The sequence below is a fragment of the bacterium genome, from assembly GCA_041648665.1.
Taxonomy (GTDB): Bacteria; UBA10199; UBA10199; order 2-02-FULL-44-16; family JAAZCA01; genus JAFGMW01.
The window spans coordinates 1-11959 of sequence record JBAZOP010000088.1; the positions used below are offsets into that span (position 1 = coordinate 1).

The 11959-nt window shown below is 59.8% G+C and carries 11 protein-coding genes; 5 read left to right on the plus strand and 6 right to left on the minus strand.

What is annotated here, in order from left to right:
• The 3 genes from WC683_16795 to WC683_16805 all read left to right on the plus strand — a co-directional run.
• On the plus strand, positions 1 to 1731 hold a 1731-nt coding region (locus WC683_16795), incomplete at its 5' end, for an N-6 DNA methylase (protein ID MFA4974267.1).
• Complete coding sequence (locus tag WC683_16800) at positions 1732 to 2301, plus strand: hypothetical protein (protein MFA4974268.1); 570 nt, start codon at positions 1732 to 1734, stop codon at positions 2299 to 2301.
• Between the two features lie 481 nt (positions 2302 to 2782).
• Positions 2783 to 3739, plus strand: coding sequence for a hypothetical protein (locus WC683_16805; protein MFA4974269.1), 957 nt, complete (start codon positions 2783 to 2785; stop codon positions 3737 to 3739).
• A gap of 23 nt (positions 3740 to 3762) precedes the next feature.
• On the opposite strand, the gene WC683_16810 is transcribed toward WC683_16805, so the two are convergent.
• Genes WC683_16810 through lexA form a run of 4 tightly spaced genes read right to left on the minus strand, consistent with a single transcriptional unit; the run spans position 3763 to position 7155 of the window.
• Positions 3763 to 4425: an SEC-C domain-containing protein gene (locus WC683_16810; GenBank protein ID MFA4974270.1), complete on the minus strand. Its 663-nt coding sequence runs from the start codon at positions 4423 to 4425 to the stop codon at positions 3763 to 3765.
• Positions 4422 to 5330 carry a nucleotidyltransferase gene (locus WC683_16815; GenBank protein MFA4974271.1) on the minus strand — a complete coding sequence of 303 codons (909 nt, stop codon included), beginning with the start codon at positions 5328 to 5330 and terminating at the stop codon, positions 4422 to 4424. Before WC683_16815 ends, WC683_16810 begins: the two co-directional genes overlap by 4 nt.
• Positions 5311 to 6519: an SAVED domain-containing protein gene (locus tag WC683_16820; GenBank protein ID MFA4974272.1), complete on the minus strand. Its 1209-nt coding sequence runs from the start codon at positions 6517 to 6519 to the stop codon at positions 5311 to 5313. The genes WC683_16815 and WC683_16820 overlap by 20 nt, the downstream gene beginning before the upstream one ends.
• Before the next feature lie 6 nt (positions 6520 to 6525).
• The gene (lexA, locus tag WC683_16825; GenBank protein MFA4974273.1) at positions 6526 to 7155 is read right to left on the minus strand and encodes a transcriptional repressor LexA; all 630 of its coding nucleotides are present in this window, start codon (positions 7153 to 7155) and stop codon (positions 6526 to 6528) included.
• Positions 7156 to 7387: 232 nt separating this feature from the next.
• Between lexA and WC683_16830 the strand changes: the two genes are divergently transcribed.
• Positions 7388 to 9457 carry a DUF4365 domain-containing protein gene (locus WC683_16830; GenBank protein MFA4974274.1) on the plus strand — a complete coding sequence of 690 codons (2070 nt, stop codon included), beginning with the start codon at positions 7388 to 7390 and terminating at the stop codon, positions 9455 to 9457.
• A 408-nt stretch (positions 9458 to 9865) separates the two neighbouring features.
• On the opposite strand, the gene WC683_16835 is transcribed toward WC683_16830, so the two are convergent.
• Both WC683_16835 and WC683_16840 read right to left on the minus strand, forming a co-directional pair.
• Entirely contained in the window at positions 9866 to 10375 is a 510-nt protein-coding gene (locus tag WC683_16835) for a hypothetical protein (protein ID MFA4974275.1), read from the minus strand.
• Complete coding sequence (locus WC683_16840; GenBank protein MFA4974276.1) at positions 10339 to 10845, minus strand: hypothetical protein; 507 nt, start codon at positions 10843 to 10845, stop codon at positions 10339 to 10341. Before WC683_16840 ends, WC683_16835 begins: the two co-directional genes overlap by 37 nt.
• Positions 10846 to 11346: 501 nt before the next feature.
• Here WC683_16840 and WC683_16845 point away from each other — a divergent pair.
• Positions 11347 to 11772, plus strand: a complete 426-nt coding sequence (locus WC683_16845; protein ID MFA4974277.1) for a hypothetical protein — start codon at positions 11347 to 11349, stop codon at positions 11770 to 11772.
• The last annotated feature ends 187 nt before the right edge of the window (positions 11773 to 11959 follow it).

The window sequence follows — 11959 nt, forward strand, 5'->3', positions numbered from 1 at the left end:
GACTCCAAGCAGGCCAGTTTCTTTTCCGATCTTCCCGACGAGAGTGCCAACCGAGAGCTCGGCGGAATCTACACTCCCCACTACATCGCGCGCTTCTTTGCCAGGTTTCTGAAGGAGAACCTGACACCGCCGCTGTTCCGCAGCCTCAAACTGGCCGACCCGGCGTGCGGATCCGGTATCTTCCTTCGCACGACGCTGGAAATGCAATGCGACCCCCTGCAGGACATCGACATCCATGCGGTGGCCGGCCAGGCATTCCAGAACGTACTCGGCATCGATGTTGAGGAAACCGCGTGCCAAGCGACCAGACTCTCACTGTCGCTGCTCCATCTCGTCCTCACCGGAAGTTTCCCTAGCGCTCTTCGGATTGAGTCTGCCGAGGTGATCGAATACTACGCGAAACACCTCGGGCTCAAGGAGGCTTACGACGCAGTCGTTACGAACCCGCCTTTCATCAAGTGGGACGCAGTCCCTGAGGACTGGCGCCAGAGGATTAGCAAGTTCATGGCGACCGAGGCGACCGGCAAGATCGACCTCTTCCTCGCACTCTTGAAGGTCGGACTCGAGATGGTCAAGCCAGGAGGCTTTCTCCTCTACGTCCTGCCCCACAGCTTCCTGATCGCTCGTAATGCAGCCAAGCTACGTCAACGGATCGCTGCCGAGTTCTGGGTACGCGTAATAGTCGATCTCTCTGAGATACCTGTATTTGGTGATGTTGGAGCCTATGTTGTTCTGTTGATACTACAGAAGAAGCCCCGACACGCCGCCGAAGAACCCTTGGCAGCCGTCGTTCATTGCAGGGGGTACGTCGGGTTCGCTCTGCAGAGCGCCCTGGAGGGCAAGCGCACCACCTCTGATTTCTACAGCATCCACGATACCTCGCAAGCTACGTTCAGGGCGAAGACCTGGCAAGTCCCGCCGCCCAGCCAGCAGGGGCTCGCCGCGGCTCTGCGGCGGTTCACTCGTCTCGATGATTTCCTGATTGTCAGGGAGGGGTTTGTCACGGGCGCCGATGACGTATTCATCCGTCGGCGGGCGGACGCGCCCCCTGGCGAGGAGAAGGCATACCGGCCGTTTCTACACGACCGAGAGATGGGGCGCTACAGAGTCCCGAAGAACACCAAGGAGGTGGTCTTCTATCCGTTCGAGAATGACCGCAGACTAGAGGCCACCGAAGTTCGAAAGCGTTTCCCTGCGACGTGGGCGTTTCTGGGGGAACACAAGAAGCTTCTCCAGGAACGAGCGTCCGTGAGAGCGAAGACGGTCGAGTGGTGGTGCCCAGAGCGCCCCCGCTCCCCAGAAAACATGCTGCGGCCGAAGCTCGTCAGCCCACACCTCATTCTGCTTCCGCGCTTCTCATTCGACGAGACGGGACAATACGCGATTTCGCATAGTCCTCTGTTGTATCCACGAGACCCCTCAAGCCAAACGGATTTCCTGCTCTACTTCTTGGCTGTCCTCAACTCGTCGGTTGCGTACTGGCAGATTGCCATGCTCTCCCACAAGTACAGTCGTGGCTACGCGATGCTTGAGCCGAAGACGCTGAAGGAGCTCCGAATTCCACCACCTGCGGAAGTTCATCCGTCAAGGATGAAGCGGCTCCTGGCGCTAGTCCGCCGACGTCTGGACAACTCAGACGCCCAGGATCTCGAACTCGACATCGATCGCGTCGTGGCGGACCTGTATGGCCTCTCGACGACAGATCGAATCGAGATCGGTATGGAGCGGTAGGTGCTTCGCGTTGTCCTCGCGGCTGAGAAACTGACGCATCGGCCGAATCTACTGCAGAAGTTGCTGGGGCGCCTTCGCTCGGCCGGCAAACAGCCCGTGCTGGCCGTGCAATTCGTTAAGCAGAAGGCCGACGGCGGACGCGCTATCGCCGCCCATGAGGGCAATGCCAGCACGACAGACTACCGGGATTGGAGGTTCCGCACGGCCGCCCGCGACGTCTGGGGACAGTACTTCGAGATTTGGAAGCCACTTGGCAGTCGTCAGGATGAATGGTACCTGCACCAGGCGTACTTGCATCTCTTTCGCACGGAAATGCCCTCACATAGCCTCATTGAGTTTCTTGCGCTGCATTCCGACCCGAACGACGAAACCGACGAGCCGGTTGGCTCCTATAAACGGGGACCACATCTTCACGTCACACAGTCATCCGAGCCGCTACCGCACTGTCACTTCCCATTGAATCTCGGACAACTGGACCAGGTTCTGTCTTCCGTTGATGACCTGACGCTGGCCCTCGAAAGTGCGATCGGCGTGATTGCACACGATGTCCTCGGCAGGTTTGGCTACTGAGACTGCACACACTGCGCGGTCACACCTGTACAAATCTCCGCCGACACTGGGGGCCCGAGAGTCATTTGTTGGGTTCCAACATAGTCCGCCAGGTCGACACCGAGTACACCAACGAGTAGGCACGAGGCCTAGTCTCCGGTTATCTAAGCCATCCCCAAGACCGGATTTCTGGCGAATGTCATCCTGTCCAATCTGGACCAGTATTGCGCCTATGCGCTTGATTCTGCTCTATTGGGCAAAGAGAAAGGGTTCAAGACCAACCAGGTGTACCAAGCACGATCACGTTCAACTCTTGTCGAGGATCACAAAACAGCGCTGAGAGGCGCTGTGTTTCGTTTCGGTGAGCCTGTCCCGCAGCATGGTTCCTGCCCAGGTAGGAATTCGAATCCTACACAGTGACCGCGCCGTCGAGAGCCGTAAGTGGTACCATCCCCGCAGTACATCGCTGCGAGCCACGACAGACGCTGAGGGAGACAGGCTCATGTTCCGACGGAAGCGCTCGGATACCAAAGTGGCGAGCATAGAGGAGCAATACGGCCTCGACCTTGGCGTTCGCGGTGACATGAAGTTGGGTAGGCTCCTTCAGCTCACGGGTTGCGAGACCGTCACAGATCTGAGGAGCCTCGGAAGTGACGGGATCCGACGGCGCCTGGCCCGCGCTCGCCCGCAGCCCGATCCGCAGATCACGAGCTACCTCGAGCATCTACTCGTGAAGTACGCGCTGCGACCGCAGGACGAGGAGGCGATTCGAAGGGCTCGTGCGCAGTACGAAGGATTGCTGCTCGGTGGCTGGGAAGGCGGCAACCCCCGGATTCGCTACGCTGGCTCAGTCGCGAAGGGGACCGCTATCCGTGTCTCGTACGATCTTGACATGGTGCTCTACTTCCCCGCAGAGAGTGCGATGAGCATAAGCGAATGCTACGAGGCGGTCGAGAGGCGGCTACGTAGCGCAAGACGCCGGCCGAAACGCAGGAATGTGGCGCTTCGGGTTCAACATCCTGGCTTTCACGTTGATATCGTGCCCGGAAAGACTCTCAAGAGTGATTCCCGGTACGCGAATCTCTACGTGAGCGGGGCACGGACCACCCGTCAGACCAGTATCGAGCAGCATGTCGCCCACGTGCGCGAGGGTGGATTACGCGACGTACTCCAGATCCTCAAGCTGTGGCGAGTGCGGCACAAAGTCCCAATTGGCTCCTTCGCAATCGAGCTGGCGACTGCCGAGGCGCTGCGCGGCTACCAAGACCCGAAACTGGATCGCCGCGTCATGCGCGTGCTCGAGTTCCTTCGGGACGATTTCCAGAGTGCTCGGCTACTCGATCCTGCCAATAGCAATAACATCATCTCGGATCTCGTGTCGTTGCACAACAAGCGCCGTGTCGCTGAGATCGCGGCCCGCGGCTGCTCCGAGGATTTCTGGAAACACGTTGTCTGGTGACGACGCTCCTGCTCCGCCGCACCCTATTTCGAGCTCGCCGCCAGCATGCTCAGTGATTTCGCCGCCACTGATGGGGGAATCCGGTCTCTGAGACGCCGCAGTGCCGGCATGTGACACTTCCGCACTACTTTCCCGGAACCGCACGGACACAGCCAGTGCCCCCTGACCTCCGGTCTGGCGAGGTAGTCGAGGTACCCACGCAAGATACGGCCATCAATGGGCCCGAGGTGTTCCTGATAGAACTGGAGTAGTCCTTCCGAGCCATGCGCCCACTCTCCGTGGGGCCACCCGGCGCCCAACTCTACCAGGCTGTTGCCCAGGAGATACGTTCTCACCGGTCCGCTGATGTAGTCGATCAGAGGCCTCTCTGCGAACCCATGGAGCCAATACTCCTCCGGGAGGCAGATACAAAGCGCGCCATCCGAGTTGACATGTCGGTCTGGCGCGCGGGGGATTCGGCCTGCGCTTTCGCGTACGATGGGCTGGGAATCCGGGTAGTCTTGTGGAAGGTCAATCTCGATTTCATAGGTATCAAGACGCCTGCCCTCGTATTCGATCCGGAACGGACCCTTGAATCTGAGGTGGCCGGCCTCTTCCGAGGCGATCAGTTCCGGGAACGCCTGCGCCACCTCGTTCTTGAGTCGGTCGAGTTGTGCTTGGTCGTGACGCGGGCGACGATGACTCATACGAGGCGGTTGCACCACGGCTTTGTCGGAGCGCTGATGCCCGCGGCTGCGCGTTTCAGCGCCTCCACACGGGACTCCTTCGAATCCTCAGGAAGCGCGCCAAAGACACCTTCCCATCCGGACGCCGCCACGGTAGTCAGGGTGTCCTTGGCCACGAGGGCAAGAATCTGGCGTACGTTGTCGTCGAACGCCTCGGAGAGGTCGTTGCCGTCGGGATTCGCCGGGTCCTTGATCGTGATGTCGTCGACATTGTCGCGCAGCTCGGTAAGGACGTGCTTCAGCTGCTCCTCCAAGGAATCCTTCTTGTGATCCTTGAGAAGCTCGATAACGGCAAGCTCGAGTACAAAGGTGCGTACCGAGAGGCTCTTGCGAGTTCGCCAGACCTTGAGCACCTTGATGGCATCGGAAACGCCGCTATCCCTGACATGCTTGATATGAGTATCGAGGTTCGTCTTGAGCCGCTTCTTATCGCCGGAAGCTCGATAGAGAAAGGTATCGGATTTCGCGTCATCCACGTAGCGCCCTGGAACGACGTCCACATGGAAATCGGCCTTATCGCTAAGACCCATCAGGCGCAGGGCCTGCGTCTTCGTCACTACCGTGTACTTGGTTTCAAGCGCCTTACGCACGTTGTTGAAGACTTCTTCAAGCGTCTCGGCGTTTTCGTCATCGTCGCGCGGGAAGTAGCAGATGATATCCAGGTCGTAGGATTCGCGGACGAGCGTGCCCTTGGCCTTGGATCCTCCGTACTTGATGGTCGGGGATGAGTCGAATTCGTCCCGCAGCAGTTCTTCCACTTCGCCGCGGATCTTCTGAAGCTCCTTGAGCTCCGTGCTGTCGTCAGAAAGCGCCTGGCTGTCCAGAAACACCTTCAAGTAGTCCTTGTTATTCATATTGTTTGTCATTAGCATTAATCCTTGTGCGAAGGTTGAATCCTCCGCTTCCCTTGTCGAAATCGTAGACACATAGTGCGGGATGAACCTTTGGCAGTAGGTCGTATCCGCAAGCAACGGCTATGGGTGCCGGAATCGCTGGGAAGAGGCTGATTTCCTCTAGTCCGACATGTCTCTTCATCAGTTCAGCGAGCAGTCTGCGGTAAAGCTGCCGGAACTCCTCGAGGTCCTGCCGCTGACGCAATAAGTCCGTGGTCAGAGGCTGATCCTTGAGCGTTAACTCATATATGGAGTAGGACGCATCAATTGTCGGCGGCAGCTGTTCACGATGCACCTGGCCGCTGAGTGAAATGATCAACGCCACTTTCCCGTTGTCTGCACCCTGCTGTAGTGGTTTCCACTCGTATGCTGCGACTTCTTCCGAGGTGCGCCAAACCCAGGGATTGGAGCCGTCCCGATGCCGCTGAAACAGGTCGACCGGAATCTTGTTACTGAGACGGCTACCAAGGAAGATCAGGAGATGGATGGGGGCCAGAGCAAAGAGCGAGATGTGACGCGTCTTGTCTACATCCATCCCAGGACTGTAGAGCGCGCGGACCTCCCGCGCGATCTGCCGCTGAGCGACGTTCACGAATTCATCTGAGTCGTCGTCGATCCCGGTGAGGTCGATGATGTGACCCTTTCGGTCGACGGGGTACCTGGGAGCGACCGCTTCCGTGACGTGGCCGATGGGGATGTCGACCGCATCACCGGCGATCTTGGCTTTCAACTGCACCACGCTGGTAGCAAGTTCAGGCCCCAGACTGGTCATATGGAGGATCCGCGTCTCGTGCGCCTCCTTGTATGCCCGAAGCGTTTCGCGCGGGTACTCTGTCCATCGCGTGTCAATCAATGTATGGCACGGCTGGCATAACAACATGAGGTTAGCGACATCGTTGATGTCCACCGGGCGTTCTCCCTCTGCGCCCCTGGGCCCCTCTGGGCTGAATGCGACGATATGCGCGCGCTCGGAGAAATTGCCCTCCTTGAGCGTGAGAGGGTGTTCGAACAAATACTCGTTGCAGCCAGGGAACTCGCATCGACCCCCGGCGCGTACCGCGAGTAGAATCTTGGTCGCTTCCTTGAGATCGCGAGAGGCTGCCTGAATAGGTGACCCACTCGACGATGGCGGAAGCATCTTGGGTTTCGTCTTCTTTGGCATAGCAACTCACACGTTAGGAATAGAAGCGACCACGACACCTTGCACCAGGAAATCCCTAGTGAGGATGATCGGCTTGTGTCTTGGATTCCGTGATCGTGGCAGCAGCATTATCACTTTGTCGTCGCGCCGATACTCCTTGATCGTCGCGTCGTCATCGATGAGGGCGACCACGATCTGACCATTCTCGGCCGTCGACTGCTGTCGGACAAGAACAAGTCCGCCATCCTTGATACCTGCCAAGGTCATCGAGTCGCCCTGGGTGCGCAAGAGGAAGTAGCGGTGCGGCGGTCGAGCGAGGCCGACGGAAACTGGGATGGTCGCTTCGATGTTCTCAGTGGCGAGGAGTGGCGCTCCACATGGAGCGGTGCCCACGAGCGGCACCTGCACCGTACGTGCGTGGTCTGTCGTCTCTGATGGACTGCGCAGCAGCCGCAGCTCGCCATTCGGACGACGGGCCAGGTAGCCGGCCTCCTGCAGACGATTGATGATCACGGCTGCCGAGCGCGGTGAACGGTAGCCCAGGAGTGCGGCGAGCTTGCGCACCGATGGCGCTTGACCCGTGTGCACGATCTGATTGCGGATCGAGGCTAGCGCCTTGCGCTGGACGCTGTCGAGGTGATGGCTTCTTACTTTCATACATCCGTAGTGTATGCTGGTGTATGCTCATCTGTCAAGAAGCGTGCTGTGGATAAGGTCTGAAGGTAGTCTCGACATGCCCGCATCGTGAGACGCCGACCACTCTGCTGCCGTAACACCCATTCGCCTCGTCACGGGCGTCGGCGGCGACCCAGCACGTGGTGCAATGGTCAGTCACACCGCTCGGTGGCCGCCACACGAATGAAACGGCCCGAGGTACAATGCGAGAACCATGTGTCCCGACCACGCCGACTCCGACGACGATTTCGGGCAGCTGCCGCGGAGCAGCCCGCAGCACGAGCTGGAGCGCGCTTCCAGCGCGGCGCTCGACCATCTCCTGACAAGTAAGTACGACCGCGAGCTTGAGCTGCGGTCCGAGCCCGGTCCCGACACGGGCGTGGATAGATATCTCGAAGTGAAGGTCAATGGTCGCTACACGAAGTGCCAGGCGTTGGTACAGCTCAAGGGCACGGACTCTGCTAAGCCGCTTTCCAAGGGAGGCCTCGCGCATCCGGTCGAGGTGTACAACCTCAACTACCTGCGCCAGGGTCTATCTTCCATCTACATCTTGTACGACCGTCCGCGGGATGAGTTCTGGTACGCGTGGGCCCGGGATGAACGGGGTCGCCTCGATGCGGAGCGGCCTGGGTGGCGCGACAAACGCAAGGTGCGGCTGCACTTCAAGAGGCGGCTCGACGCCGGGGGGATCACAGAGATACGAGCGAGGGTGCTGGCCGAAGGAAGGCTCGCCCGCGACGTGCTTGAACGGCACGCGCGACTGCAGGTGGGGGACAAACTCACGCTAGCGTTGCAGCAAAACAAGCCGGTGATCACTGACGGGAGCGAGGCGCTCGACAGGTTGCTCGCCGAGGGGTTCGACATGGCCGCGGCGGGCCGCGCCGACGAAGTACTCGAGTTGGCGACTAAGTTATCGGCGGAGAGCAGGAGCTACGCGGGGGTGCAGCTCATATTGGCGAACGCCGAGTTCATGCGCTCCCGCGCTCAGCACGCGCTCGGGTACCTAGCCGAGGCTGCGCTCAAGGCGGATCAGCTGCCCACCGAGGCTCACGAACTTCTTGCAGGCCTACAGCTGGAATGCGAGTTCCTCGCGGGCCGGATCTCACGCGACGAGTACCTCCGGAAGCAACACGCCTTTGCCGCCTCGTGCGCAACTCCTCTACGAGACTTCCACCGACTCGAGGAGCTGCGCCTCGAGTTCCTGGACCAACCTACACCCGACCGCCAGGATGAGATCCTCGAAGAGGTAGTGGCAATCGACGCGAGAGTACAGGGGGACTCAGACGCTGGCCCGGGTCGGAAGGCGCACGCCCGGTTCATGCACCTGCTTCTGCGAGGCCTGAGGTGGAGCGCTGAGCTGCAGGAATGGAGCCTCGTGGCCATGTTGCTGAGGGCGTTCGGGCTGATGACGCCATCGGATGCCGACGAACGGGCCAAGGGCGCGGCCCGCGAGGTTGATTGCTTCATCGCGGACGTCAGCACGTTCATCGAGGAGGTGCGGCAGCTCTCCCAGCCCTGGATTTTGGGCGAGGCGCTTCTCCTGCGAGCGCTCGCTTACGTCATCCAACTGAGGTTCGTCTGCATGGCTCGGGTGCTGACCGGAGGAGCATTCGGCCGCGAGGACCAGCATCTGCAGACCGAGAAGGACGCCCTTGCCGCGGTCGACGTGTTTCGACGTGCAGGCATGCTCCACGCTGAACTGCGCGCCCAAATGGTCCTCGCCGACTACTACGAACTGACGAACCATGGCGACAAGGCGCGCGAGCTGGCCCTCCAGGCGCAGCCCACGGTCGAGGCCATGAGCTACGGCAATCTCGTTGCCTCGGTTCGTGCATATGTCGCCGGGCGCTCGATGCTCCGCCAGGATGCGGACCGCTTGGCCGGATTCCTGACGGGCGGCCTGTTTGCTATGTTGGCCTCGCTCACGGACGACGAACTGCACCTCATGGCACGACGAACCGCCTCGCGATTTCCGGTCTCCGAGGAACAGATGGGGACCTTCGAGGTGAGCTTCTTCGCCGGCAGGGAGGCCGGTCGGGAACGCGTCCGGTGGTGCCGGTACCTCAACTTGGAGGAGAGGCGGCCACCCGCGGGGAAGCCATGGGAGATCGCTCTGCCGCTCGTCTGGCGTTGCGTGCGCCGCCAACATATCATTGAGGCGCCCCGATCCGAGTGGCTCCGGTTCCTGCGGGGTTTTGAGCGAACCCACTGCGAGGACTGCTCCGACCGCAATCCGCTGGAGACAGATGCCAGCAACACCCAGCCCTCGAAGTGTCCAGACTAGCCGACCGCGCGACGATGCGTCCTGTTCTTGACGCATTGCCGTCCAATCCTGTATCATTAACTCATGTATGCCTTCACATTCAAACAACCAGCGTCCTAGGATAACAAGACAACGCCTCTGGTATCTCTACTGCCTCGTTGGTCTTACTGAGTCAGATATTGAGAAGATCACCGGATGGCCTCGTCAGGAGATAGAGGCACGTTTGCGTACCTGGGGTCTCACGTTCCTGTCGCCAGTATCCCGATGCACCAACCGTTTTCTCGAACGCCGCATAGAGCGTTCCATCGTGCACCCGCTCAATTCCTTCACCAAGATGGAGCTCGTGGCTTCCATGCGTGAGCAACTGCGCGACGCAGTGCTCGATAATCCCGTCGACTGGGACTGCGTTGATCGGCTGCGCTGGTTGCCTCAGATTGAAGCAGAGGCATCCTCGGTGCCCCCGATACCACAGGAGTTACTATAAGAACGCAGCCTCTCTGCGCTTGCCACCACTGCCGGGTATATGTTATCGAGTTCGGAAAGGACCCAATATGGTCCACGTACCGGGGTATTGTCCCCACGAATGAACCTCGCGAAGCCATCCTTTGGCGTAAATCTAGCGACGCAACCGTTCGCTGCGACCAGTTCTTGAAACATAATTTTCAACAACGCCTGCTTTCTGGTGTTGGAGGCATGATTGTAGCCAACCATGGCCAAACGCAGGAGTTCTAGAAAACCCATCACGCTCATGAGCATCTTGCTCGGATCGACGCTCTCCACCTGGGCGAGCTGTGTGTCGACCTCACCAAGTTCCGCCTGCAGCCCGGCTATTGCCGCGGTGTAGTCCTGCGGCGTGTACGCGCCCTCCCGCAAGAGGGCGATTTTGTTGTCTTCGAGGTAGCTCAGGTCTCGACGTGCTCGGGTTCGCCTGTTCTCCAATTCGCAGCGCCGCTCTTCTCGCTCCCGACCGCGGCGGGCGAGCGCTCGACCACGCGCATCGCGACGAGTTTCTCGAGCGGCTGATCCGTGAAACCGCTCGCAGGGTTCTGGTGTTGTCCCAGCGCCAGGTACGTCGCCAGACAGGCGTCGACCTCATGCCGGAATTCGGGCCGGGCGATCAACTCGTCGTGAGCCTTACTGGCAACATCTCGAAGTTCATCGCGCTCACGGTCGAGGAGATCGTGGAAACGCTGCTTCACGAAGCCGCGCACGCCATGAACTTCGAGATGGGCATCAGGGACTGCTCGGCCTCCCAGTACCACAACCAGCGCTTCCGCGATGCTGCCCTTCGCCTCGGACTCGAGGTGACACAGGTCAGGCACTACGGCTACGCGCTCACAATGATGCCGCCGGAGACGGCGGCCATCTACAAGGAGGAGATCAAGTCGCTCACCGAGGTCCTTGTGCACAGACGGCGGATCACGCCGACTGGCGCACGACCGTCCAAGCCATCCCGGTCTAGGTCCGACGATGTGTTGACAACGCATTCCGCCCAAGAGCGTCCGATATCGAGGCCCTCCGCGATGCAAGGCCTTGCCCGTGTCAATCCAATAATAGCATGTAATTGGAATTACACGCGGAAATCGGTCATCCCGCTGCGTCAGCCAAGCTCAACAGAACGGCAGTGTCGCGGGGGCTCAACGCCGCGTGACATGGCAATTTCGCGCGGAATTCGAACAGAGTCGCAGACTTCTCTACATTGGCTGACCTAGCCTTGGCCGCGCGGCCCTTCCTGACTCCCGTCACGTGAAGCACCAAAGAACATCTTGTGACGTCCCTACAAGGGTCTGCACCAATGCCACAAGCCAAGCTCAGCTTGCCTGGCTGCATGGCCTGGCTGCATGGCTCGGGTTGACGTGCGATTCTAATGGAGAGTATCATACCTTAATATGCAACATTCTGGGGGGGACATGAGTCCCAAACACAACAATGCCGGACCATTTCGGAACCGACGCCTCGTAGCGGTCGGTCTGGTTGTGCTGGTCCTCATGCTGGGGGCCGCGTCCAGCATGATCTCATGTCGCTGGGAGGCCTCGGAGAACAAGCAGAAGGCGTGTGAGGAACCCGTCGCTGGTCCTCCAAGCAGGGAAGCGCTCAAATGCAGGTTACTTCGAAGCTCGAACGCCGGCGAACTTCCGCGGCGACTCTCAACTGCAGATGCAGATCGGCTCCTCGACGAGGCGCAGAGACTCTCCGACGCCAAGAGAGCATTCCGACGGGGTGAGGTTTCCCCGGTGCAGGTTCAGCAGCAGGCGCGACGGTTCGAAGACGTATGCCTTCAACTGGTGAACATGTCGTGTGAACGCCTCTTCTTCTCGCCGGAGAGGCCGCAATGACCAGACGCTCACTAGCGCCGGGCCTGGTCACCGTCATTCAGTTGATGACACTCCTACCGTCAAGCGAGCGCGTAAGCTCGGAGCCGTGATTCCAATTCCTCCCCTGGATATGAATGTACTGGTCCGGTCCTTCGAGGGCTACCTGCGCGTCGAGCGCGGCCGTAGTCCGATAACCATCAAGAGATAC